Origin of the sequence: Antarctobacter sp., from assembly GCF_048262615.1 — a bacterium.
Classification (GTDB): Bacteria; Pseudomonadota; Alphaproteobacteria; order Rhodobacterales; family Rhodobacteraceae; genus Antarctobacter.
The window spans coordinates 59954-84348 of the sequence record NZ_JBLXFB010000007.1; the positions used below are offsets into that span (position 1 = coordinate 59954).

23 protein-coding genes and 1 tRNA gene are annotated in these 24395 nt (G+C 66.1%); 17 read left to right on the forward strand and 7 right to left on the reverse strand.

Features of this window, described 5'->3' with window-relative positions; genetic code table 11:
* The first annotated feature begins 146 nt into the window (after positions 1 to 146).
* Complete coding sequence (locus ACN0S5_RS09695; protein WP_417207982.1) at positions 147 to 2099, forward strand: 4Fe-4S binding protein; 1953 nt, start codon at positions 147 to 149, stop codon at positions 2097 to 2099.
* On the opposite strand, the gene ACN0S5_RS09700 is transcribed toward ACN0S5_RS09695, so the two are convergent.
* Positions 2093 to 2854, reverse strand: coding sequence for a hypothetical protein (locus ACN0S5_RS09700; RefSeq protein WP_417207983.1), 762 nt, complete (start codon positions 2852 to 2854; stop codon positions 2093 to 2095). The two genes, ACN0S5_RS09695 and ACN0S5_RS09700, sit on opposite strands and share 7 nt — an antisense overlap.
* A 58-nt stretch (positions 2855 to 2912) precedes the next feature.
* Between ACN0S5_RS09700 and ACN0S5_RS09705 the strand changes: the two genes are divergently transcribed.
* From ACN0S5_RS09705 to ACN0S5_RS09765, 13 genes are all read left to right on the forward strand, one after another.
* Entirely contained in the window at positions 2913 to 3104 is a 192-nt protein-coding gene (locus ACN0S5_RS09705; protein WP_094036160.1) for a DUF6494 family protein, read from the forward strand.
* A complete protein-coding gene (apbC, locus tag ACN0S5_RS09710; RefSeq protein ID WP_417207984.1) occupies positions 3101 to 4177 on the forward strand; it encodes an iron-sulfur cluster carrier protein ApbC in 1077 nt (358 codons plus the stop codon). Before ACN0S5_RS09705 ends, apbC begins: the two co-directional genes overlap by 4 nt.
* Positions 4174 to 4884, forward strand: a complete 711-nt coding sequence (locus tag ACN0S5_RS09715) for a DUF4444 domain-containing protein (RefSeq protein ID WP_417207985.1) — start codon at positions 4174 to 4176, stop codon at positions 4882 to 4884. Before apbC ends, ACN0S5_RS09715 begins: the two co-directional genes overlap by 4 nt.
* Positions 4881 to 5360, forward strand: a complete 480-nt coding sequence (locus tag ACN0S5_RS09720) for a DUF6505 family protein (RefSeq protein ID WP_417207986.1) — start codon at positions 4881 to 4883, stop codon at positions 5358 to 5360. Before ACN0S5_RS09715 ends, ACN0S5_RS09720 begins: the two co-directional genes overlap by 4 nt.
* Positions 5341 to 7332: a cache domain-containing protein gene (locus ACN0S5_RS09725; RefSeq protein ID WP_417207987.1), complete on the forward strand. Its 1992-nt coding sequence runs from the start codon at positions 5341 to 5343 to the stop codon at positions 7330 to 7332. The genes ACN0S5_RS09720 and ACN0S5_RS09725 overlap by 20 nt, the downstream gene beginning before the upstream one ends.
* A gap of 384 nt (positions 7333 to 7716) precedes the next feature.
* Positions 7717 to 7875, forward strand: a complete 159-nt coding sequence (gene hemP / locus ACN0S5_RS09730; protein ID WP_417208133.1) for a hemin uptake protein HemP — start codon at positions 7717 to 7719, stop codon at positions 7873 to 7875.
* The gene (locus ACN0S5_RS09735) at positions 7872 to 8345 is read left to right on the forward strand and encodes a hypothetical protein (protein WP_417207988.1); all 474 of its coding nucleotides are present in this window, start codon (positions 7872 to 7874) and stop codon (positions 8343 to 8345) included. The genes hemP and ACN0S5_RS09735 overlap by 4 nt, the downstream gene beginning before the upstream one ends.
* Positions 8346 to 8370: 25 nt before the next feature.
* Positions 8371 to 9648 carry an imelysin family protein gene (locus ACN0S5_RS09740; RefSeq protein ID WP_417207989.1) on the forward strand — a complete coding sequence of 426 codons (1278 nt, stop codon included), beginning with the start codon at positions 8371 to 8373 and terminating at the stop codon, positions 9646 to 9648.
* A gap of 22 nt (positions 9649 to 9670) precedes the next feature.
* Positions 9671 to 9958, forward strand: a complete 288-nt coding sequence (locus ACN0S5_RS09745) for a (2Fe-2S)-binding protein (protein WP_417207990.1) — start codon at positions 9671 to 9673, stop codon at positions 9956 to 9958.
* The gene (gene bfr, locus ACN0S5_RS09750) at positions 9925 to 10410 is read left to right on the forward strand and encodes a bacterioferritin (RefSeq protein ID WP_417207991.1); all 486 of its coding nucleotides are present in this window, start codon (positions 9925 to 9927) and stop codon (positions 10408 to 10410) included. The genes ACN0S5_RS09745 and bfr overlap by 34 nt, the downstream gene beginning before the upstream one ends.
* Entirely contained in the window at positions 10397 to 11911 is a 1515-nt protein-coding gene (locus tag ACN0S5_RS09755) for a di-heme oxidoredictase family protein (protein ID WP_417207992.1), read from the forward strand. The genes bfr and ACN0S5_RS09755 overlap by 14 nt, the downstream gene beginning before the upstream one ends.
* Positions 11911 to 12900, forward strand: coding sequence for an imelysin family protein (locus ACN0S5_RS09760; protein WP_417207993.1), 990 nt, complete (start codon positions 11911 to 11913; stop codon positions 12898 to 12900). Before ACN0S5_RS09755 ends, ACN0S5_RS09760 begins: the two co-directional genes overlap by 1 nt.
* A gap of 1 nt (position 12901) precedes the next feature.
* On the forward strand, positions 12902 to 13966 hold the full coding sequence (locus ACN0S5_RS09765) for a DUF1513 domain-containing protein (RefSeq protein WP_417207994.1): 1065 nt from the start codon (positions 12902 to 12904) through the stop codon (positions 13964 to 13966).
* Between the two features lie 6 nt (positions 13967 to 13972).
* On the opposite strand, the gene ACN0S5_RS09770 is transcribed toward ACN0S5_RS09765, so the two are convergent.
* Entirely contained in the window at positions 13973 to 15139 is a 1167-nt protein-coding gene (locus ACN0S5_RS09770; RefSeq protein WP_417207995.1) for an acetate/propionate family kinase, read from the reverse strand.
* Complete coding sequence (locus ACN0S5_RS09775; RefSeq protein ID WP_417207996.1) at positions 15136 to 16527, reverse strand: bifunctional enoyl-CoA hydratase/phosphate acetyltransferase; 1392 nt, start codon at positions 16525 to 16527, stop codon at positions 15136 to 15138. The genes ACN0S5_RS09770 and ACN0S5_RS09775 overlap by 4 nt, the downstream gene beginning before the upstream one ends.
* 274 nt (positions 16528 to 16801) lie before the next feature.
* Between ACN0S5_RS09775 and ACN0S5_RS09780 the strand changes: the two genes are divergently transcribed.
* Entirely contained in the window at positions 16802 to 19141 is a 2340-nt protein-coding gene (locus ACN0S5_RS09780) for a Tex family protein (protein ID WP_417207997.1), read from the forward strand.
* 100 nt (positions 19142 to 19241) lie between these two features.
* Complete coding sequence (locus tag ACN0S5_RS09785; RefSeq protein WP_417207998.1) at positions 19242 to 21326, forward strand: calcium-binding protein; 2085 nt, start codon at positions 19242 to 19244, stop codon at positions 21324 to 21326.
* A gap of 202 nt (positions 21327 to 21528) precedes the next feature.
* On the opposite strand, the gene ACN0S5_RS09790 is transcribed toward ACN0S5_RS09785, so the two are convergent.
* Positions 21529 to 21615 (reverse strand) — tRNA-Leu (locus ACN0S5_RS09790).
* Between the two features lie 193 nt (positions 21616 to 21808).
* Here ACN0S5_RS09790 and lipB point away from each other — a divergent pair.
* Complete coding sequence (gene lipB, locus ACN0S5_RS09795; RefSeq protein ID WP_417207999.1) at positions 21809 to 22459, forward strand: lipoyl(octanoyl) transferase LipB; 651 nt, start codon at positions 21809 to 21811, stop codon at positions 22457 to 22459.
* A 158-nt stretch (positions 22460 to 22617) separates the two neighbouring features.
* Here the strand turns inward: lipB and ACN0S5_RS09800 are convergent, their stop codons facing one another.
* The 3 genes from ACN0S5_RS09800 to ACN0S5_RS09810 form a co-directional block, all read right to left on the reverse strand.
* Positions 22618 to 22824: a hypothetical protein gene (locus ACN0S5_RS09800; protein WP_417208000.1), complete on the reverse strand. Its 207-nt coding sequence runs from the start codon at positions 22822 to 22824 to the stop codon at positions 22618 to 22620.
* Positions 22825 to 23136: 312 nt separating this feature from the next.
* Positions 23137 to 23343 carry a hypothetical protein gene (locus tag ACN0S5_RS09805; protein ID WP_417208001.1) on the reverse strand — a complete coding sequence of 69 codons (207 nt, stop codon included), beginning with the start codon at positions 23341 to 23343 and terminating at the stop codon, positions 23137 to 23139.
* A gap of 143 nt (positions 23344 to 23486) precedes the next feature.
* Positions 23487 to 24173, reverse strand: a complete 687-nt coding sequence (locus tag ACN0S5_RS09810; RefSeq protein WP_417208002.1) for a hypothetical protein — start codon at positions 24171 to 24173, stop codon at positions 23487 to 23489.
* Between the last annotated feature and the right edge of the window lie 222 nt (positions 24174 to 24395).

Genomic DNA, 24395 nt, shown 5'->3' on the forward strand with positions numbered 1-24395 from the left:
CGCGCCGCAGCATCGCCGGATCGGGCGGCGCGGCCCCCCGCGCGCGCCGGATAAACGGTTGTGGCGGGGATCGAATCATGGCTAGGCTCTGGCCGGGCGAGGTAAATTCGGACCCGTCAAGCGGGCTCTGAACGAAGGGGAAAACAATGGTCAAGTCATTGATAACATGCGACTGCCAAGGCACCATGGCGTTGGACGCCGAGGCGCTGGCGCGCAGCACCGGCCTTGAGGTCCGCCGCCCCTGTTCCGCCCTCTGCACCACCCAGATCGACCGCGCGGCAGCGGCGCTGGAGGGGGGCGACACAATTTTTTGCTGTACGCAGGAAGCACGGGTTTTTGAGGGTCTCGCGGAAGAGATGGGTGTGCCTGCCCCCCCGGTGCTGGACCTGCGCGACCGGGCCGGTTGGACCGCCGATACCGGGCCGACACTACCCAAAATGTCCGCGCTGATCGCCGAGGCGCTGCTGCCCGCCGCCCCGGACCGGACATTGGACGTGATCTCCGAGGGGCTGTGCCTGATCATCGGCGCACCCGAGGTGGCGCTGTCCGCCGCCGAACAACTGGCCCCGCATCTGGGCGTCACAGTGCTGTTGCCGGAGGGCGCAGAGGTGCCGGACAGCCGCGCCTTCGACGTGATCACCGGACGTCTGCGGCAGGCCAAAGGCGCGCTTGGACAGTTCGAGGTGGTGATCGACGCACTGCGCCAGATCGAACCGGGCGGGCGCGGTGGGTTTTCACTGTCAGAGCCGCGCGACGGCGGCGGATCTGACTGCGACATCCTGCTGGACCTGCGCGGTGAGACACCTCTGTTTCCGGCGCATGAAAAACGTGAGGGCTATCTGCGGGCCGATCCCGGTCATGCGCCCGCCGTGGCGGCTGCTGTTCTGGCCGCCTCGCATCTGGTCGGCACCTTTGAAAAGCCGCTTTACGTCCGCACTGAGGCGCTGCTCTGCGCCCATGCGCGGGCCGGTCAGACCGGCTGTACCCGCTGTCTGGACCTGTGCCCGACGGGGGCGATCACCCCGGATGGCGACCATGTGACCGTCGATCCGATGATCTGCGCGGGCTGTGGCGCCTGTTCGGCGGTCTGCCCCTCTGGCGCGATCAGCTATGAGGCCCCGCCGGTGGACCTGACCATGCGTCGGGTGCAAACCTCGGCCAAGGCCTATCTGGACGCGGGCGGCACCGCCCCGCGCCTGCTGGTGCATGACACCCACGGGGCCGAGATGATCCGCCTGTCCGCGCGCCATGGACGCGGGTTGCCTGCCGACGTGGTGCCGCTGGAACTGCCCGCGCTGGGGGCCTTTGGCCATGCCGAGGCACTGGCCGCCTTGGCCGCCGGGTTTGCCTCTGTCACGTTGCTGCCGGGACCGGGCACCGACCGCGCCGCGCTGGCCCCTCAGATCGCGCTGGCCACCGCCATCGCCGGAGAGGCGCGCATTGGCATTCTGGACACGCCCGACCCCGACATGATGAGCGATGCTCTGTATGAGGCCGTGACCCCTGCCCCCGTCACCGATCCGGTGCGCCCCATGGGCACCCGGCGGCAGATCACCCGGCAGGCGGCGCGGGCGCTGCATGCCGACACCACCATCGCCCTGCCGCTGCCAGAGGGTGCGCCCTATGGGGCGGTGCTGGTGGACACCGATGCCTGCACGCTCTGCCTGTCCTGCGTGTCGCTGTGCCCCTCTGGCGCACTGGGCGACAACCCCGACAAGCCGCAGTTGCGCTTTCAGGAGGACGCCTGCCTGCAATGCGGTATATGCGCGACGATCTGCCCGGAAAAGGCCATCACGCTGGAGCCGCGCCTTGACCTGAGTGAGGCGGCGCTGCGCCAAGAGGTACTGAACGAGGAAGAACCCTTTGCCTGCGTCGAATGCGGATCGCTGTTCGGATCGAAATCCGCCATCGACCGGATCACCGAAAAGCTGTCCGGTCACGCGATGTTCCAAAGCCCGGAAAAGCTGCGGATGATCCAGATGTGTGACGATTGCCGGGTCAAGTCGCAGATGAACGCGCAGGACAACCCTTTGGCCGGGGCCGAACGGCCCCGCCCCCGCACAACTGACGACTACCTGTCAAAACGCCGGGATCACTGATGGATCAGCGGTGCCCCCAGATCGGCGGCCTGCAAGGCGGCGACATAGGCGACAATCGCGTCGACCTCTTCGACCGTCAGCGTGACCGGGGCGATGGGCGATGGCCGGTTCTTGGGAAACGGCAGGGTCAGCCCCTCGACCACGGTAAAGGCCGGGTGCGGGTTCAGCGTGTAAAAGGCGTAGAACCGTTCGTCCCAGTCACGCAGCGTGCGCAGCACCATGAAACTGGGCGTCGACCCGATGCCAAAGCCCCGCGTCGCCTCGTCGATCACATGGCAACGGGTGCATTTGGCGCGGCTGACCTGATGGCCCAGCTTGGCGTCGCCGTCATAGGTCACGACCACGTCGATGTCGGCGGCGTCGGGGGGCGGGCCGAACAGCGCCGTGCCACCGGGGGCAAAGCTGGCCACGGTGTTTGCGCCAACCTCGGACGCCAGCCATTCGGCAAACCGCGCGGTCCCGTCGTGATCGCCCCCGGTCACCCGCAGGTGCCAGACCGCATCCAGCCCGGCAAACAGCGGTGCGCCGCTGTCGCCCAGCGCAATATCCGCCGCCGCCGGGTCATCGACCAATTCGACACGCACCCGCGTCTTGAGCGTGAAGCGTGGCAGGATATGTTGGATCAGACCACTCTCGACCAGCGCGGGCGGCGCGTGCAGCCGCACGGGGCGGTTTTCCTGCGCGGCGAGCGGCATTGGAACGATGGACAGGCAAAGGACCAGTCCGCGAAGGGAATAGGCAACACCGGAGCTCATGGGGATATGCTAGGCCCCTGCCCCTTGTTGCGTCAAATGAAACAGGAGAGATGAAAAGATGAGCGAAGATTTCAACATGTCGATGCGCAAATTCCTCAAGCAGGTCGGCGTGACCTCGCAGCAGGCCATCGAAGAGGCGATGCGCGACGCCGACACCGGCGGCAAGACGTTCCCGGTCAAGGCGGTCATCACCATCCCCGAACTGGGCCTGACCCATGAGGTCACGGGCGAGATCAAGGGGCAGGAATGACCGACGTGGCATTGGGGCGCGACGCCGTCCTTGAGGTACTCAAAGGCATCACAGACCCGGTTGCGGGCAGCGATATCGTCGCCAGCGGGGTGATGCGCGCGCTGAACGTCGAGGACGGCACCGTGCGCTTTGTGATGGAGATCGCGCCGCAGCACGCCAAGGCCTATGAGGCGGTCAAGGCCGAAGCAGAGGCCAAACTGGGCGCGCTGGACGGCGTGGACAAGGTCGCCATCGTGCTGACCGGCCATTCGGAAAAGGCCCCGCCGCCCGATCTGGGCCTGAAGAAAAAGGCCGATCCCACCGGCCCGCAGAAGATCCCCGGCGTCGACCACATCATCGCCATTGCCTCTGGCAAGGGCGGCGTGGGCAAATCGACGGTGTCGTCGAACCTTGCCTGTGCGCTGGCCGCACAGGGGCGGCGCGTGGGCCTGCTGGACGCGGATGTCTACGGCCCGTCGCAACCCCGGATGCTGGGCGTCTCCGGTCGCCCCGCCTCGCCCGATGGCAAGACCATCCTGCCGCTGCGCAACCACGGCGTCACCATGATGTCGATTGGCCTGATGACCAATGAGGATCAGGCCGTGGTCTGGCGTGGGCCGATGCTGATGGGCGCGCTGCAACAGATGCTGATGCAGGTGCAGTGGGGCGCTTTGGACGTTCTGCTGGTCGATCTGCCGCCCGGCACTGGCGACGTGCAGATGACCCTCAGCCAAAAGGCGCAGGTGGACGGGGCGGTGATTGTCAGCACGCCGCAGGACGTGGCGCTGCTGGATGCCCGCAAGGGGATCGACATGTTTAACCAGCTCAAGGTGCCGATCCTTGGTATGGTGGAAAACATGAGCACGCATATCTGTTCCAACTGCGGCCATGAGGAGCATGTCTTTGGCCATGGCGGTGTCGCCGCCGAGGCGGCCAAGCTGGGCGTGCCGCTGCTGGCCGAGGTGCCTTTGGACCTGCAAATCCGGCTGGCGTCGGACGGCGGCGCGCCCATCGTGGTCAGCCAGCCCGACAGCCCGCAGGCGCAAGCCTTCCACGCCATCGCCAAGGCGCTGGTCGCCAAGGGCGTGGCATGAGCGCCCCGGCAGAGCCGTTGACCTTTCCCCCCGCCATGAGCGGCGAGGAGGTCGGCGGCGATCCCTTTGATGGCGCGGTGATGCGCGCCGTCCGGGGCTGCGACGCAGGGCTGGTGTGCTACCGCACGGCCGCGGACCGTATGGGCGCGGCGCTGGTCTTTGCCCCCGAGGTGCCCCTGTCAGAGGCGATGGCCATGCTGCCGCTCTGCGGGGTCGGGTTGCAGAACGCGCTGGGTGCGCTGGCCCCGCCAGAGGTGGCGGTGCATCTGGCATGGGCGGGGGGCATCCTGATCAACGGGGCCTCCTGCGGGGCGTTCCGGGTCTGCGCCGCGACTCAGGACCCCGACGCCGTGCCCGACTGGCTGGTGGTGGGGTTCGACCTGCCGCTGATCCTGTCGGCCATTCCCGGCGACGTCCCCGACCAGACGGCCCTGTATGAAGAAGGCTGCGCCGATGTGGCCCCCGGTGCGCTGGTGGAATCCTGGGCGCGGCACGCGCTGAACTGGATCGCCCGCTGGGAGGACATGGGCACCAAGCCGCTGCACGCGGAATGGCGCGGGCTGGCGCATGGCATGGGAGAGACGGTTGTACAGGATGGCCGTCCCGGCACCTTCCTTGGCGTCGATGAACATTTCGGGATGCTGCTCCGCGATGCAGAGACCACGCATCTGATCCCCTTGACCAGCCTGCTGGAGGACGCCCCATGAAACTCGCCCGTGCCATCCATTTCGATGAAAGCGACATGAACGTCTTCGCCAGCCCGGCGCGCACCGGCGAATGGTGCGTCTCTGGCGGGTTCGAGTTTTCCAACTGGACAGAGGGCGACCTGAGCGGCAAGGCCCGGCAGGCCTTTGCCAACGGCTGGTTCGGGCTGGAAACCGGCGGGCGCGTGACCTTTGTCGCGGTGACGGCGGTGGAACCGGCAGAGGTCGAGACCCTGACAACCCTGCTGGCGCAGCATTTCGTGACCTACTACGGCGCGCCCTCGGTCGCGGCGGCGCGCCCCGTGGCGGCCGATGAAATCGCCCACATGGCAGACCTGTGTGAGGATCACGACGCCAACACCCTGCTGACGGTGGCGCGGGAACTGACCCCGTCGGGCGTACGTGAGGCGTTCCGCATGATCGAGGCGCAGGCCGCCGGGCTGGACCAGTTTGCCATCCATGGATCGCTCGACGACTGACCGCCCCCGGCGCGCGCTGGGGCGCGCGTCCTCGGTCCGCCTGCGCCTGTTGGTGCTGGCGCTGGCGCCGCTGACCGTGCTGATGCCGCTGTTGCTGATCCTCGGCATGACGCGCTGGACCAGCGACTATGACGCGCTGCTGATCGCCAATGTCGATTCAGACCTGCGCATCGCGGAACAGTATCTTGCCCGGATCATGACGACGACGGGGGACGAGCTGACCGGCGTCGCCGAAAGCGCCGAATTTGCCCGCGTGCTGGCGGACAACGGGCTGGCCTTTGACAGCTACCTTGCCGAAAAGCGCGCGGCGCTGGCGCTGGATTTCCTGTATTACCTGCCAGAGGCGGACACCCTTGGCGCGCCGCCTCGCTGGCCGGTGATCGTCTCCGGGTTGAATGGTCGGCCCGCCACGGAAATCGACATTTTCACCGGCGCGGACCTTGCCGCCTTTCCCGGTCAACTGGACGTCCGCGCCCGTATCCCGCTGATCGAGACAGAGGCCGCCGTGCCCACCGACCGAACCGTCGAGGATCGTGGCATGGTGGTGCATTCCGCCGCCCCGGTGGCGCTGGACGGCCATACCGGCGTGCTGGTCGGCGGCATCCTGTTGAACCGCAACCTGCAATTCATCGACACAATCAACGCGCTGGTCTACCTCAACGCCGTGACCGGCGGCGAACGGCAGGGCACCGCGACGCTGTTTCTTGAGGATGTGCGCATCTCGACAAATGTGCGCCTGTTCGAGGATGTGCGTGCCCTTGGCACCCGCGTCTCTGCGGTCGTGCGGCAAGGGGTTCTGGGCGACGGGCAGACATGGCTCGACCGCGCCTTTGTGGTCAACGACTGGTATATTTCGGCCTATCTGCCAGTAACCGACAGCTTTGGCGACCGTGTGGGGATGCTGTATGTCGGCTTTCTCGAAGCGCCCTTTACGGCGGCCAAGCGGCGTGCGGTGCTGTGGATGCTGGCGGCCTTTGTCGGGGTTCTTGTCCTGTCGGTGCCGCTGTTCCTGACGCTGGCGCGGGGGATCTTTGCGCCGCTGGAGCGGATGACACGGACCATGCAGCGGGTCGGCGCGGGCGATCTGTCGGCGCGCTACGGCGATGTCGGCGCGCGCGATGAGATCGGACAGGTGGCGGCGCATCTGGATGACCTGTTGGGACAGGTGCAGGACCGCGACGCCCGCCTGCGCGCCTGGGGCAATGAGCTGAACCAGCGGGTCGAGGAGCGCACCGCCGAACTGCGCGAGGCCAACGCCAAGCTGGAGGAAACCTATCGCCAGCTTGTGATGAACGAAAAGCTGGCCTCGATCGGCGAAATCACCGCCGGGGTCGCACATGAGATCAACAACCCCGTCGCGGTGATTCAGGGCAATGTCGACGTGATCCGCGAGACATTGGGCGACAAGGCGCTGCCGGTGAAAACCGAACTGGATCTGGTCGACCGGCAGGTGGCGCGGATCGACGCGATGGTGGGCAAGCTGCTGCAATTCGCCCGACCGGGCGAATTTCACGCTTATGACGACGCCGTCTCGCTGACACCGCTGGTCGAGGATTGCCTGCTGCTGGTCGAACACGTCCTGTCCAAAAGCGCGATCACGGTGGAAACCGCGATGCAGGCGGCGCCGGACGTGCGGGCCGATCCGGGCGAGATGCAGCAGGTGATCATCAACCTGATCATGAACGCCTTGCAGGCGATGGGCACAAACGGACGGCTGACCCTGAGCCTGTCGACAGAGGCGCGAAACGGACAGGACGGGGCCTGTCTGAGCGTGCAGGACAGCGGTCCGGGCCTGCCCGACGACATGGCGGAGGCGGTCTTTGACCCGTTCTTTACCACCAAACACGGCGAGGGCACCGGGCTGGGCCTGTCGATCTCGCAGACCCTTGTGCAGCGCGCCGGCGGGCTGATCACCGCCGCCAATGGCCCCGAAGGCGGTGCGCTGTTCCGGGTCTGGCTGCCCGCCGCCTGACACCCCCTCGCCCTGCGCCGTCCTGCCCCTTCGGGCCCTGCCCCTCCCCGTCCTAAAAACCGGAATTTTTCCAACGCTCTTGGGGTGTTACAGAACGTCGCGTTAACCGACTAAATTTGTCGGATTGACAAAGCATACCAAAATAGTCAGCTTTGCACCACACCAGCCAGCCCCCCGAATCCGGGCCAAGCCAACCCTGCAATCCGGCACGCGGAGACCCAAAATGCTGTTTGCCAGCGATCACGCAGAACACCACCGGACGCCCGGACCCGCGACAGGCCCCGTGGACCTGACGCTTTTTGACTTTGGCCTGCCCCCTCTTTTTGCCGCTCTGCGCCTGTTTTTCCGGGCCGAGGACACCCGGAGGGGCGCGCCATGGGCCTGATGTCCACCCCGTCCACCAAAGGCACCGTCTTCGAGACCCTGCCGGTCTACGATGCCCGCGATCTGACCGAAGGCGGCGATCTTGCCCGCATCCGGCTGGCCGACCAGTTGTATACCCTGCGCATCACCCGCGCGGGCAAGCTGATCCTCACCAAATGAGTGACACCGCAAACAGAGGCGGCGCGCCGGTGGGCTACCTGTCCGAACTGGCCCCGGTCGAGGCGGGCGCCGTGCTGTACCTGCGGCTGTGGTGCGAAAGCGCCGAGGCGCGCAGTCAGGTCTGGAACGACTTCGCCCGCCATCTGGGACCGGCGCAGGGGCGTCACGCGCTTGGGTCGTTTGAAACTCTGTGCGATCTCTGCGCGCGGCACGGTCGCCGCCCGCTGATGCGCCATCACGTAACCTGCAAATGCCTTGGCGCGGACGAATCCTGTTTCGCCACCTTCATCGGCTACGCCAGCGAGGGCCTGCGCGAGGACGCGCTGCAAATGGCCATGACGCTGGTGCGCCCGGACATGGCCACGGTGCTTGCCGGACTGGCCGAGGATTTCGGCCTTGCCCTGCGGCGCATGACCATCACGGCCCCAAAGACACCACCGACAACGACAAGACACCAAACCCTTCACTAGCGAACGCCAAAGAGGACACCTTACAGTGAAACGCCTGAATACCCTGACCGCCGCCAGCGCGCTGACCCTTGCCGCAGGTTTCGGCTCTGCCGCAACCGCCGAGACCGCCAAGGCGGAGGTTCTGAACACCTACGCCGACATCGCCGAGGCCACCTATGGTGACAGCCTGATCGCCGCCCAGCGCCTGCAAGCGGCGGTTGACGCGCTGATCGCCACGCCGTCGGCCGAGGCGCTGCAAGCGGCCAAGGCGGAATGGCTTGCCGCGCGCGTGCCCTACCAGCAAAGCGAGGTGTTCCGCTTCGGCAATGCGATTGTCGACGACTGGGAGGGCAAGGTGAACGCATGGCCGCTGGATGAGGGTCTGATCGACTATGTCGACCTGTCCTATGGCGGCCCGACCGATGAAAACGCCTTTGCCGCGCTGAACGTTGTCGCCTCGCCGGAACTGCCCCTGTCGGGTGCCACCGTGGACGCCACCGACATCACCCCCGCCCTGCTGTCCGACACCCTGCACGAGGCCGAGGGCATCGAGGCGAACGTGGCCACCGGCTATCACGCCATCGAATTCCTGCTCTGGGGTCAGGATCTGAACGGCCACGCGGCGGGCGCGGGCAACCGTCCCTGGACCGATTACGCGCAGGGCGACGCCTGCACCAACGACAACTGCGACCGCCGGGGCGATTACCTCAAGGCCGCGACCGATCTGCTGGTCTCGGACCTTAAATGGATGGCCGCGCAATGGGCCGAGGGCGGTGCCGCGCGCGCCGAGGTCATGGGCAATGAGGCCGCAGGCATCACCGCGATGCTGACCGGCATGGGATCGCTGTCCTACGGCGAACAGGCGGGCGAACGGATGCGCCTTGGCCTGATGCTGAACGACCCCGAGGAAGAGCATGACTGCTTCTCCGACAACACGCACAACAGCCACTACTACGACGGTCTGGGCGTGCAGAACGTCTATCTGGGCGAATACGTGCGCATCGACGGCACGCTGGTCACCGGCCCGTCCCTGTCCGACCTTGTGGCGGAAAAAGACGCCGCCCTCGACACCGAGATGAAGACCAAGCTGGCAGGCACCATGATGGCGCTGGGCCGGATCAAAAGCGCCGCAGAGGCCGGGTTCAGCTACGATATGATGCTGGATCGCGACTCGACCGCCGGTGAGGCGCTGGTCATGGGCGGCGTCAACGGTCTGATCGACCAGACCCGCAGCATCGAACGTGTGGTGGTGACGCTGGGTGTGGACGCCATCGCCTTTGAAGGCTCCGACAGCCTCGACGACCCCGAGGCCGTCTTCCAGTAACTTTCTGAACAGGTTCGCCGCCATGATCGTTTGCCACTGCATGAATATCACCGATCACGACATCCGTTCCGCAATGGAATGGATGCGGGCGGCGGACCCCGAAACCCTCATCACCCCGCGCAAGGTCTACCGCGCGCTGGGAAAATCGGCTGACTGTGGCGGCTGTATGCCGCTCTTCCTTGACACACTGAAAGCGCATAAAACCGTGTTGGTTCCCAACCTGCGCAAGCCAGAGCCCATGCTCAAGCCAGCCACATCCACAGAAGGATCTGACATATGCAAGGCGATACCAAAGTCATCGACTACCTGAACCGCGCATTGCGCAGCGAACTGACGGCCATCAGCCAGTACTGGGTGCACTACAAGCTTCAGGAAGACTGGGGCCTTGGCCACATGGCCAAGAAAAGCCGCGAGGAAAGCATCGAAGAGATGAACCACGCGGACAAGCTGATCGAGCGGATCATCTTTCTCGAAGGGCACCCGAACCTGCAAAAGCTGGACCCGCTGCGCATCGGCCAGACGCCCAAGGAAACGCTGGAATGCGATCTGGCGGCGGAACAGGAGGCGCGCGCCCTGTACAAAGAGGCCCGCGAGTATTGCCATGAGGTCGGCGACCACGTCACCAAAGAGCTGTTCGACGTCCTGCTGGGCGATGAAGAAGGGCACATCGACTTTCTCGAAACCCAGATCAGCCTGCACGATCGTGTCGGTGCCGAGAATTATGCCCACCTCAACGCATCGAAGATGGATGAAGCCGAGTAACCTTGCGCTGATCGCAGCTTTCCTTGGGTCCGCCGCAGCGGCGGGCCCCTTGGACGAACCCCACCTGAACATCATCCCCCGCACGGCCGAGGAATCCGCGCGCATCGCCCGCGTGCTGGCCCCGCCCCCCTCTTTCGATACGCCGCAACGGTTCGAGGACAAGCCCGCCGGAGCCGCCACCGTGCGTGTGACCCCGGACGCCAACGCCTTTTCCCTGCCTTCCGCCAGCCTCGATTTCGAGGGAGAGCTGAACTTCAAGGTCGGCAACGGCCTCTTTCGCAAACTGTGGGTGTCGTCGCCTTCGTCGACACTGGCCTCTGACGGGCTGGGGCCGCTGTACAACGCGCGCTCTTGCCAGCGGTGTCACATCAAGGACGGGCGCGGCCATGCCCCGGCGGACCCGCAGGACGATGCCGTGTCGATGTTCCTGCGTGTCTCGGTGCCCGGCGGCCCCGCCGACATGATCCCCCAGATCGAGGACTATATCGCCACCGCCCCCGACCCGACCTATGGCCTGCAAATGCAGGATTTCAGCCTGCCCGGCCATGCCGCCGAATACCGGCTACAGGTCGATTACGAAGAGATTGCCGTGCCGCTTGCGGGTGGTGAGGTCGCGTCGCTGCGCAAGCCGACCTATACCGCCGCCGACCTTGGCTATGGCCCCCTGCACCCCGATGCCATGCTCAGCCCGCGGGTCGCCCCCCAGATGATCGGCCTTGGCCTGCTGGAGGCGGTGCCCGCGGCGGACATCCTTGCGCTTGCCGATCCGGATGACGCCAACGGCGACGGCATATCCGGCCGCGCCAATGTGGTCTGGTCCGCCGAATACGACATGCCGATGCTGGGGCGTTTTGGTCTCAAGGCGGGCGCGCCCACCATCCGCCACCAAAGCGCCGCCGCCTTTTCCGGCGATATCGGCATCTCGACCCCGCTGTTCCCGGCGGGCTGGGGCGAATGCACAGAGGCAGAGGCCGATTGCCGCACAGCCCCGCATGGCGACGGCGATGACCGGGTGTTCGAGGTCGACGCCGAGGGGCTGGACCTTGTGACCTTCTACAGCCGCAACCTAGGCGTGCCCGCGCGCCGCAACGTGGAAGACCCGCAGGTCCTGCGCGGCAAGGAAATCTTCTACGCCACCGGCTGCACCGACTGTCACCAGCCCGCCTTTGTCACCCACCGGCTGCAAGACCGCGCAGAGCACAGCTTTCAACTGATCTGGCCCTATACCGACATGCTGCTGCACGACATGGGTGAGGGTCTGGCCGATCACCGCCCCGAGGCCCGCGCCACCGGCACCGAATGGCGCACGCCACCGCTCTGGGGGATCGGATTGACGCGACAGGTGTCAGGGCATACCCAGTTCCTGCACGATGGCCGCGCGCGGTCGTTGCTGGAGGCGATCCTCTGGCACGGCGGTGAGGCGCAGCCGCATCGCGACAGTGTGGCGGCATTGCCCGTGCCCGACCGTGCCGCCCTGATCGCCTTTCTGGAGAGCCTTTGATGCGCCGTCCCCTCTTTGCCCTGATGTTTGCCGCCCTGCCCGCATGGGGGGCGACACCCGATGTGGACGCAATCGTCGATGGCCATGTCCTGCCCCATTACCGGACACTTGCCTCTGAAACCGCCGCGCTTGCGGGGGCCGCCGCCGCAGACTGTTCCCCGGACAGCGCCCAGTTGCGGGCCGCCTACGGCACCGCCTTTGATGCCTGGGTCGCCGTCAGCCACTTGCGCTTTGGCCCCTCTGAACATGGCGACCGCGCCTTTGCGCTGGCCTTCTGGCCGGACAGCCGGGGCGCGACGCCCAAGGCGCTTGGCCGCCTGATCGGCGGCGAAGACCCGGTGATAAACAGCCTTGAGACCTTCCAGTCCGTGTCCATCGCCGCGCGCGGCTTTTACGCGATGGAGTTCATGCTTTACGATCCGCAATTCGCCACGGCGGGGGTTGCGGGCTATCGCTGCTCGCTGGTGCAGGTCATGGCGGCGGATATTGCCGACATTTCCGCCGACATCCTTGCCGGGTGGGAGAACGGATATGCCGACCTGATGCGACAGGCCGGAAACGACACCTACCGCACCCCCGACGAGGCCGCCAAGCAGCTGTTCACCGCCCTGTCCACCGGGCTGGAGTTCACCGCCGACACCCGTCTGGGCCGCCCCTTGGGCAGTTTCGAACAACCCCGCCCCAACCGGGCCGAGGCGCGTCGCTCTGAACGGTCTCTACACCATGTTGTCCTGTCGCTACAGGCGCTGCGCGACCTTGGCGCACGGCTGTCGGATGGCGACGCCAAACTGGACGCCGCGTTTGAGCGCGCCTTGCAGCGGGCCGCTATCCTGGACGATCCGGTTTTTGCCGGGGTCAGCGACCCGCAGGGGCGGTTGCGCATCGAGACCCTGCAACAGCGCATCGCCGAGATCCGCGAGATTGTGAGCAATGACCTTGGCCCCCGGCTGGGCATCGCCGCCGGGTTCAACTCACTGGATGGGGATTGAGATGACAGGTCGCCGGGGATTTCTGGCCGGGTTGCTGGCCGCAGGGGCCTGTCCGCGCCCCACATGGGCCGAGGCGGGCGCACCTGCGTTCCTGTCGGCGGCGCGGGCCTCTGACGGGCGCTATCTGCTCTGCGGGCTGCGGGCCTCTGGCGACCTTGCCTTTGCCCTGCCGCTGCCCGACCGGGGCCATGCCGCCGCCGCCCACCCGAACCAGCCGCTGGCGGTGGGCTTCGCCCGCCGCCCCGGCCGCTTTGCCGTGGTGCTGGACTGCGTCACGGGTCAGGAAACCGCCCGGCTGGAGGCCCCCGAGGGGCGGCATTTCTACGGCCACGGCGCGTTTTCCCCCGATGGCGCGCATCTGTTCACCAGTGAAAATGACTATGACGCCGCGCGCGGCGTGATCGGGGTCTGGTCGCTGGGATCGGGCAAACGCCTGACAGAGTTCGCATCGGGCGGCGTCGGCCCGCATGACATCAAGCTGATGCCCGACGGCCAGACGCTGGTGGTGGCCAATGGCGGGATCGAGACGCATCCCGACGCAGGCCGGACCAAGCTGAACATCCCGCTGATGGCCCCGAACCTCAGCTTTTTCGACCTCGATGGCGCGTTGCTGGATCAGCAGGAACTGGACCGCGCCCTGCACAAGAACTCGATCCGGCACCTTGCTGTCGCGCCGGACGGCTTGGTCGGCTTTGCGATGCAGTGGCAGGGTGATTTGTCCGACGACCCGCCGCTGTTGGGCCTGACGCGCCAAGGCGGCACGCCGCTGCTGGTCACGCCCCCTGCGGCAGAGGCGAAAAGGATGATGGGCTACGCGGGCAGCGTGGCGCTGTTGTCTGACCGCAAAGAGGTCGCCATCACCTCGCCGCGCGGAGGGCTGGCGCAGGTCTTTGACACCGCGACCGGCGCGCTGAAGCGCAGCTTTGACATGGCGGATGTCTGCGGCGTGGCGGCCACGGCGCAGGGCTTTCTGCTGACCTCCGGCACCGGCGACATCACCAGCGAGGCGCTGGGCTGGACCGCCGCCCACGCGCTGCAATGGGACAACCATCTGGTGCCGATCTGACCCGCCTCAGCCCAGCGCCATCGCGGCGCGGGCGATGACGATTTCCTCATTGGTCGGCATGACCAGAACCCGCACCCGTGACAGATCCGTGCTGATCACGCTGTCATTGCGCGTATTGCGGTCCTCATCCAGTTCGATCCCCAGCCAGCGCAGCCCCCGGCAAACCTGCGCCCGCACCGGGGCGGCGTTCTCACCAATGCCGCCGGTAAAGACCACCGCATCCAGCCCCTCCAGCGCCGCCGCAAGGCCACCCAACTCGCGCCGGATGCGGAAACAGAAATACGCCACCGCCTCCCGCGCACCCGGCGCGTCCGAGTCCAAAAGCGTTCGCATGTCGCTGCTGACACCGGACAGGCCCAGCAACCCGGATTTGCGATACAACAGGTCAGAGATCGCCGCCGCGTCCATCCCCTCTGTGGCCATCAGGTACAGCACCACACCGGGATCAAGCTGCCCCGACCGGGTGCCCATCGGCAGACCGTCCAGCGCCGAGAACCCCATGGATGAGGCAATGGACCGCCCGCCAAGCAACCCGCACATCGACGCGCCATTGCCCAGATGCGCCACCACCACCCGGCCCGCGTGCAGGGTCGGCGCAGTCTCGGCCAACGCGCCAGAGATGTAGTCATAGCTCAACCCGTGGAACCCGTAGCGCCGCACGCCCTTGTCATAGTAGCTGCGCGGCAGCGCGAAGGTGTCATTCACAAACGGGTGGTTGCGGTGAAAGGCCGTATCGAAACAAGCCACCTGCCGCGCGTCGGGGAATGCCGCCAAGGCCGCCCGAATACCGGCAAGGTTATGCGGCTGGTGCAGCGGGGCAAACGGCTCCAACTGTTCCAGATCGTGCAGCACCCTGGGCGTGATGACCGTGGGCGCGGCATAGTCCATGCCGCCATGCACAACCCGGTGCCCCACGGCGCTGATCCGCGCGTCGGGAAAGCGGCCGGTGATCTCTTGCAGCACCGCCGTCAGCGCGCCCGCGTGATCGCCCGCCGCGTGCGGCGGCAAGGCGGTATCGACCAGCGACGTGCCTTTCGCGTCCCGCAGGTGCAACACCGCCGCCCCGCCGATCTTTTCGACCTGACCGCCCACGATCAACCCCGGATGCCGCCCCTGAAACAGACCGAACTTCAGCGACGACGACCCGGCGTTCAGAACCAGCGCAAAGGTCATCCCCGGCCCGCCGTGATGCGGGCGTCATGCAGCGCGGCCACCGCGCAGGAGGCCAGCCGCGACATGTCATCATCAGACCGCGAGTTCAGGATGATCGGCACCCGCGCGCCCAGCACCAGCCCGGCGCTTTCGGCGTGGCTGATATAGGTCAACTGCTTGGCTAGCATGTTGCCCGCGTCGATGTTGGGCACCACCAGCACCTCTGCCTGACCGGCCACCGGCGACGACAGGCCCTTGGTCCGGGCGGCGGCCAGATCGACGGCATTGTCCATCGCCAAAGGCCCGTCCACCAGCCCGCCGGTGATCTGCTTGCGCTCTGCCATCTTGGACAAGAGCGCCGCATCGACCGACGACGGAATGTCCGGGTTCACCGTCTCCACCGCCGACAGCACCCCGACCTTGGGCACCGCGATCCCGATGCTGATGGCGATGTCGATGGCGTTCTGCACGATATCCATCTTGGTTTTCAGGTCCGGCGCGATGTTGATCGCCGCATCGGTGACGATCAGCGGATGCGACAGACCCGGCACGTCCATCACAAAGACATGGGTGAACCGCCGCCCGGCGCGCAGCCCGGCCTGTTTGTCCAGCGCGGCGCGCAGCACCACATCGGTGTGCAGATGCCCCTTCATCAGCGCGCCCGCCCGTCCCGCCGCCACCAGCGCCACCGCCGCACGCGCGGCCTCTGCGTGATCCGGCTCTGGCACAATCTCGATCCCGTCCAGACTGCGGCCCAGTTCCGCGGCGGTGCTGGCGATCTTGTCGGGACAGCCCACAAGGATCGGCGTGATCAGCGTGTGGTCGCGCGCCAGCAGCGCGCCGCCCAGCGAATTGGGCTCTTCCGGCGCGATCACCGCCGTCACCAGCGGCGGCAAAGGCGCCGCCCGCACCAACAGCTTTTCGAAATGCCGGTGCCGCTGGACGATCAGGCCCGGCAGGTCATGGCTGTCATAGCTCAGCTTGCGGCGCGGGGCCTCGACCTCGGCCACGCCGGAGAGGATCAACGCACCATCGGCGGGGCGCGTAACCTCTGTCGCCAGCGTCACGGTACACGCCTTTTCATTGCGGTCCGTCACCGTCACGCGGCTTTCCAGTTCATCCCCCGCATGGGCGCGATTGTGAAACACCAGACTCTGCGCGCGGTACAGCGTCCCCGCCCCCGGCAGCAGGTTGCCCAAGACGGCGGAAATCAACGAGCCGACAAACATCCCCGGTGCCACCGCCTCATTCACGCCGTCACCGTCGCCATCGGCGTCAAAGACGTGCATCGGGTTGTGGTTGCCCGACACATTGGCAAAGACCAGCAGATCGTCCTGCGTACACAACCGGCGCAAAGTGGCGGTCTCTCCCACGTGCAGTTCGTCGAAAGTCCGGTTCTCAATCTTCATCGCCCGATGCCTCTTGCCTGTGTCCGCCGCCCGTCGCGCCGCATGGCCTCGAATGGCCCGCATCGCCGCGCTCTTGCCGGACGTCCCCTGGGGAATGGGATGCGGGATGGGATTGACCCAAGTCAATGCCGCAGCCCGACGCAACGGCATTCCCCGCGCCGGTTTCTGGCCTGAGAAATTTCCGGCGGAGGGTGGCCGCCCGCCTACGCAATCTGTTGGCAGTTCTCCATCCAGCGGCTAACAAGGCGGTCCACATCATTCAGGGAGCCTTGCCTTGACCACAGCCCAGGACCGCATTTACCGCCAGATCGCGACGGAAATCGGCGCAGCACCGGGACAGGTGTCCGCCACGGTCGATCTGCTCGACGGCGGGGCGACCGTGCCCTTTGTCGCCCGCTACCGCAAAGAGGCGACCGGCGGGCTGGACGACACGCAACTGCGGACCTTGGCGGAACGTCTGGACTATCTGCGTGAACTGGAAGCTCGGCGCGAGACGATCCTTGGCTCGATCCGCGATCAGGGCAAGCTGACCGATGCGCTGGCGCTGTCCATCGCCAAGGCCGAAACCAAGGCCACGCTGGAAGACATCTACCTGCCCTACAAACCCAAGCGCCGCACCAAGGCGATGATTGCCCGCGAAAACGGGCTGGAGCCGCTGTTGCGCGCAATCCTGTCCGACCGCCGCGCCGATCCAGAGGCGCTGGCGGGCGCGTATCTGTCCGATCAGGTGGCCGACACCAAGGCCGCTCTGAACGGCGCGCGCGATATTCTGGTCGAGGAACTGGCCGAAAATGCCGTTCTCCTGGGCCGGTTGCGCGGCTTCATGCGGGCCGAGGCACGCATCACCTCTATGGTGGTGCCGGGCAAGGAACAGGACGGCGCGAAATACTCGGACTATTTCGACCATGACGAGGCATGGGCCAACATCGCCGCGCACCGGGCGCTGGCCATCCTGCGCGCTGCGAAAGAGGACATTCTGACCGTCGAAATCGCGCCGGAACCAGAGGCCGGCATCGACCGCGCCATCGGCATGATCGCGCTGGAAATCGGCATTCCCGGCGACGCACCGGGCGACCTGTGGCTGCGCAAGGCGGCAACATGGGCGTGGAAGGTCAAGCTGAGCCTGTCGATGTATGTCGATCTGCTGGGCGAATTGCGCAAACGCGCCCACGAAGAGGCCATCAGCGTCTTTGCCCGCAACCTGCGCGCGCTGCTGCTGGCCGCCCCGGCGGGGGCGCGGCCCACCCTGGGTCTGGACCCCGGCCTGCGGACCGGCGTCAAGGCGGCGGTGGTCGATGCCACCGGCAAGGTGCTGGAGACGGCCACGCTCTACCCCCACCAGCCGCGCATGGACGTGCGCGGGACAGAGGCCAAGATCATCGAGATGATCAAACGTCATGGCGTGGACCTGATCGCCATTGGCAATGGCACCGCCAGCCGCGAAACCGAACGTGTGGTCGCCGATACCCTGCGGCTTTTGCCCGACGGCGCGCCGCGCCCCACCAAGGTTGTGGTGTCAGAGGCCGGCGCCTCTGTCTATTCGGCCTCGGAACTGGCGGCGCGCGAGTTTCCCGATCTGGACGTGTCGCTGCGCGGCGCGGTGTCCATCGCGCGGCGCTTGCAGGACCCCTTGGCCGAACTGGTCAAGATCGAGCCGAAGTCCATCGGTGTCGGCCAGTACCAGCACGACGTCGACCAGCGCCATCTTGGCCAAGCGCTCGAAGCGGTGGTCGAGGATGCGGTGAACGCCGTTGGGGTGGATCTGAACACCTCTTCGGCGGCGCTGCTGGCGCGGGTGTCCGGGCTGGGACCACGTCTGGCAGAGGCAATCGTGGCGCAACGCGACGCGGAAGGGGCTTTTGCCTCCCGCAAGATGCTGCTGAAGGTGCCGGGGCTGGGCCCGAAGGCGTTTGAGCAATCCGCCGGCTTCCTGCGGATTCGCGACGGGGATGAGCCGCTGGACGCCTCCTCTGTCCATCCAGAGGCCTATGGCGTCGCCCGGCGCATCGTCAAGGCCTGCGGGCGCGATCTGCGCGCGATCATGGGTGACGGGGCGGCGCTGCAACGCCTGCGCGCAGAGGATTTTGTGGACGACCGCTTTGGTCTGCCCACGGTGCGGGACATCCTTGTCGAGTTGGAAAAGCCGGGCCGTGATCCTAGACCGGGGTTCAAGACTGCGTCCTTTGCCGATGGCGTCGAAGAGATGAAAGACCTCAAACCCGGCATGTTGCTGGAGGGCACGGTGACCAATGTCGCCGCCTTTGGGGCCTTCGTCGATATCGGCGTGCATCAGGACGGGCTGGTCCACGTCAGCCAACTGGCAGACCGGTTTGTCAAAGATCCGCATGAAGTGGTCAAGGCGGGCGATGTGGTCAAGGTCCGGGTGCTGGAGGTCGATCTGCCGCGCAAGCGCATCGGCCTGTCCATGCGCAAACAGACCAGCGACGGCCCGCAGCCCGACGCCCGTCCAAACCGCGCCGCGCCCAAGGCGGACCGTGGAAAACACGGCGGCAACCACGGCGGCAAACCCAAAAGCCCGCAGCCCCCCAGACAGGGCAACGATACAGGCGCTCTGGGCGCGGCCCTTCAGGCCGCCATGAAGAAAAAGACCTGAGGCGACGGGGGGCCGAACCTGCCCCACGCGGGCAGGTTTCGGTGACATGACGGCACGAATCGTCTAGGATTTCGGGAATTATTCTCGGGATTGGGATGCCATGATTGCCTATTTCGTCCTCGCGGGCCAATCCAATATTGATCAATGGTTCAGCGCCGGGGACGGCAGCGCCCTCGATTCGTTCCGCGAGACCTTTCTGGCGCTCAATCCGCACTACACCGACGTGCAGTTCTTTGATGCGGCGCGCGGCGGGTCCGCGATGCTGGCCGGGTCCGCATCGCAATACGCGGACAGCCGCGCCCCCGACGATCCCGACCTGCATACCCGGATCAGCGAAAACCACTGGTACGACGAAACCAATGGCACGGCGGGGCCAAACCTGACGCTGTTCACCGACCGGCTGCGGGCCGAGGTCGCCTCGGGGACCGTGTTTCTGGGGGTGATCTGGGCGCAGGGCGAGGCGGATACCACCTATGTCGGCGCGCATGGCGCGGCGGCCTATGCAGACGGCCTTTCGTTTGTGCTCAATCACCTTATGGAGGCCAGCGGCGCGCCCCGCGTCTGGATACAGTCGCTTGGCGACCGGGCGTTCTACTCCCCTAGCCTGCATGGCGGGACAGAGGCCATTCGCGCCGCCCAACAGGCCATTGCAGAGGGCAACGACGCGATCACCCTTGCCACCGCGATCCATGATCTGGACCTGCGCGACAGCGTTCACCTGACCGACGCGGGCTATGAGACCGCCGCCCGCCGCATGGCCATCGCCATCTCGACCGGGGAGGTGTCGCCCACCCCCGGTCAGGCAATGCTGGTCACGGACACCGTCCTCCTGCTGCAACTGGATCTGGCACCGGGACAAACCGTCTCGACGCTCCTTGATCCGGGCAGCCTGACATTTTCGGACAACGGCACCGAGGTCCCGATCACCTCGGCCACGATCAGCAGCTCCGGGCTGTTGCGGATCGTGACAGAGACCGCCGTTGCCAACCCGACGGTGTCCTATGGCGCGGCCTCCGACAGCTATCTGATGTCGACCGAGGATTTTGTCTTTGCCACCGGGCCACACGCCACGGTCCCGGTGCTGCCGTTCTCACTGACCGTGGCCCCCTCACGCCTGACGGTCGAGGAGCGCGCCACCGGCCTGCACATCCAAAGCGATGCGCGCAGCGAACGCCTGACCGGCCTGTCGGGCGACGATACCCTGATCGGGAACGCGGGCCATGACACCCTCATCGGCGGCTGGGGCCGCGATCTGCTGATCGGCGGCGATGGAAAGGACACCTTTGTCCTGGGCGCGGATGGCCGCCTCGACACGGTGGTGGATTTTGACCTCACACAGGACGCAATCGGCCTGCCGGGCACCTCCGCCGCCGATGTGAGCTATGTCATGCAGGCCGACGGGCTGGAGGTTGTCACCGTGCAAGGCCAACATATCCTGCTGCAAGGGATCGCGCTGGACGACGCGGATCGCATCGTCTTTCACACGTTGGGCAGCGACGCCGCCAATACCCTGACCGGCCACAAAGGGGACGACCGGATCTTTGCCCTGAGCGGCAATGACACCATCGACAGTGGCGCGGGCACCGACCGGATCACCACGGTCGACGGTGCCGATGTGGTGATGTTCGGCGGCGGCTACGACACCAATGTCGTCTATGATTTCGACACCACGCGGGACAGCATCCAGCTTGTCGGTGTGGATGCCTCTGACCTGACGTTCCGCCCCTACAAGGACACCGATCTGGAACTGCGCACGCCTGACGGCGACCGCCTGATCCTGCGCAATGTGTCCCTGTTCGAGGCCAATCAACTGACCCTGATCGACGCGCCGCAGACGGTCGGGTTTCTGACCGGAACCGAAGGCAGCGACATCCTGCACGGCACCGCGCTGGACGAGTTGATAGAGGGTCTGGGCGGCACCGACAGGCTGTACGGCGGCGGCGGCGCGGATGTGTTTGTCTTCCGCGAAGGATCGGGGCTGAACGTCGTCTACGATTACGTCGTCGGAGAGGACCGAATCCTTGTGGACCCCGCGCAGATCGAAACGCTGATGATCCTGCCCTACGGCGAGGACGACGCCGAAATCAGGCTGGCCTCTGGCGACAGGATGGTGCTGCGGGACGTCGACGTGCTCAGCCTGAATGCCGGGCAACTTCTGGTCGCGGTGCCCGACGATTTTCTTTAGGCCGCTTGGCTGTCAGGGGTCTGCGTTGTGTCGCAGCCCCCCGCAGGGCGCGCGGCACAGGGAGGCGACCCGCCCATTCCCCCGGACATCAGACACCCTTTACTGGTCGGCAAATGCCTGCCCGGCGGCCATGCCCAACGGCAAAGCGACAGGAAGCCTGTCGGCTGCCTGCTCGCAAAATCAACGATTTCCTGAGAAAATTTGGTGCGGTCGAGAGGACTCGAACCTCCACGGGTGTTACCCCACAGCGACCTCAACGCTGCGCGTCTACCAATTCCGCCACGACCGCACTGTCTTGACTTGGTGGAGGGGTCTCTAACGGAGCCGCGCAAGGTTGTGAAGAGGGAAAAACCCTGTTCGGCGGGTTTCTTGCACAGTCGCTCTGGCGCGGCGCGCGGCACCGCCCGCTGGACAAGTCCCCCGATGCCGTGCCATCCCCGTCGGCGGCAAAACGGAGGCGGGGCGGCACCCCCGGACAGCGTATGGAATGGAAGATCACCGAGGGTCTGACCCCCTATGATGAGGCGCTGGCCTTTATGGAGGATCGCGCCACCGCGATTGCCGAAGGCCGGGCCGAGGATTGCATCTGGCTGCTGGAACATCCGCCGCTGTATACCGCTGGCACCTCTGCCCGCATCGAAGACCTCAAAGACCCCGACCGCTTTCCCGTGCATCCCTCCAAACGCGGCGGGCAGTATACCTATCACGGGCCGGGACAGCGGGTGGTCTATGTCATGATGGACCTCAACAAGCGCGGGCGAGACATTCGCTGTTTCGTTCAGGATCTTGAAAACTGGGTGATCGCCACTCTGGCCGAATTCAACCTGACCGGCCATATCCGCGACGGCCGCGTCGGCGTCTGGATCGAACGGCCGGACCGCCCGCGCCTGCCGTCCGGGGCCATGGCCGAGGACAAGATCGCCGCCATCGGCATCCGCCTGCGCAAATGGGTGAGCTTTCACGGGGTGTCGATCAACGTCGAACCGGACCTGAGCCATTTTGACGGCATCGTGCCCTGTGGCATCACCGACTACGGCGTCACCAGCCTTGTGGATCTGGGCCTGCCGGTCACGATGGCCGATCTGGACGTGGCGCTGCGGACGCAATTCGATCAGGTGATGCTGGGACGCTGACGGGCATCGCCTCGCCCGCCAAAGGCGAGGGGCCGTGCATCCGCGCGGCCCCTCCTTGGTCGGGGCAGAAAAATGACCCCGCGTCTGTCTTAAATCTCTTGGTGCTTGCAAATCGTCCGGTGCGGCGCGGCCCCGGACAGCGGGCCGCGCCGCAAATCTCAGAGCTTGCCGGTGAAGACGTGGAACAGAATGTCCTCACGGGCGATGCCACGGGTGACAAGCTCGGCGTCTGACATGGCGCGCAGCGCCTCGACCCGCGCGGTGCGCTGGCGGTAGCGGCGGTCAAAGGGCGTCTCGAACAGACGGGCCATACGCTGGCGAAGGGTGGCGCGGCTGCTCACAAAGCTGTTGTCGAAATAGGCCATCTTGATCTCCCCCCAGTGGGATGCGTGTCGGGATGTCGTATTCAGCAGATGGTCTCAATGTACGCCCTTGGCCGCGCCCGCATCAGTCAGGAAACCCGGACGGTCCGGAATACCGGACCTGCGCGGGCCAAAATCGCTGTTCCTGGGGGGAGGACGTCAAAAAGAGAGGGGGCGCACTCACAACGCCCCCTCTTGCAATCATTGAAAAAATCGTGGGGCACGAGGCCCTTAAAGGGTTTGGTTCTAAAAACTCTCGACGCCGCCGGGCGGCGCCTGTGACGCTGGGGCCAATGACGCTGGGGCCCGTGACGGTCAGGCCTTACCGGCGAAGACATGCAGCAGGATATCCTCGCGGGCGATCCCGCGGGCGGCCAGATCGGCGTCCGACAGGGCGCGCAGCGCCGCGATCCGGGCGGTGCGCTGGCGATAGCGGCGATCAAACGGCGTCTCAAAGAACCGGGCAACACGCTGGCGCAGGCTGGCGCGGTTGGAAACAAAGCTGCTGTCGAGATAGGCCATGATGATTTCCCCTTGTCGATCTGGTGCAGGATCTGGTGTCGCTGCGTTGATCTCAAACTAGGAAATCCGGCCCCGCGCCGACAGTCGGGAAACCCTGACCGTAAGGTATTCCGGACCTGCTTTTGGCGGCGGGCGGGCGGCGGTCAGGGGCGCGGCGGCCAGCGCATGGACATCATGTAGCGGTACAGCCTGTCCTCCACGACCACCGCAAAGCTCAGGTAACCGCCGAACTGCGCCTTGTAACACCCAAAGCCCTGCTCCAGCTCGACGGTGTAGGGCGGCAGATCCAGGATCAACGGCCCGCCGCCCAGAAAATCGTGCAGCGTCCGTGCGCGACAGACCTCGACCGCCGGGGCCGCCGTCATCACCCCGGACCGAAAGGCCCCCGGCACGGCGTCGCCCGCATCGTGCAGCAGCGCCGAGGTCCGTTGCGCCAGCAGGTCGGCAAGACCCTCGCGGCGCGCCAGACGCCGCTCCGCGGCGCGCGGCGCGGCAGCCGCCCCCGGACTGGCGACATCCAGCACCCAACTGTAATCGCGGACAGAGGGCATGGCCCCTTCGGACCGCAGCCCCCCAAGCCTTGGAAACAGCGCCAGAACCATCGCATCGTGGTCAGCCGATCCATGCGGCGCGTCCACCAGGATCCGGCAGCCCTGCCCGTCCAGCTTTGACACCAGCAGGCAACTTGCCGGTCCGGTCGCCGAGGGCACGGTCCCATGCACCCCCTCGGGGGCGGGATCGCAAGAGCAGACCTGCGCCACCGGCGCGGGCAGAACCGGGGTGCCCGACACCACCCCGGCCAAGGCAAGCGCAAGTCTCCATCGGCGCATCTGCGGTCTCCTGTGGTCGTTTCGACAGCCACGCCAAACCCTTGCGCAGATGGCGGCGAGCGATCAACACCTTTGTGGCATCCCCTCCCCCGTGCCGCCCCGCCCAAGGCCATCCGAGGTGCGACAAAAAGATTTGATCTGCGTCAAATCCGGCCATTGCCGCCCCTAGGGTCACATTCTAAAACGTGAAAGGAACATTGGGCGCGGGCGGATTCCCGATCC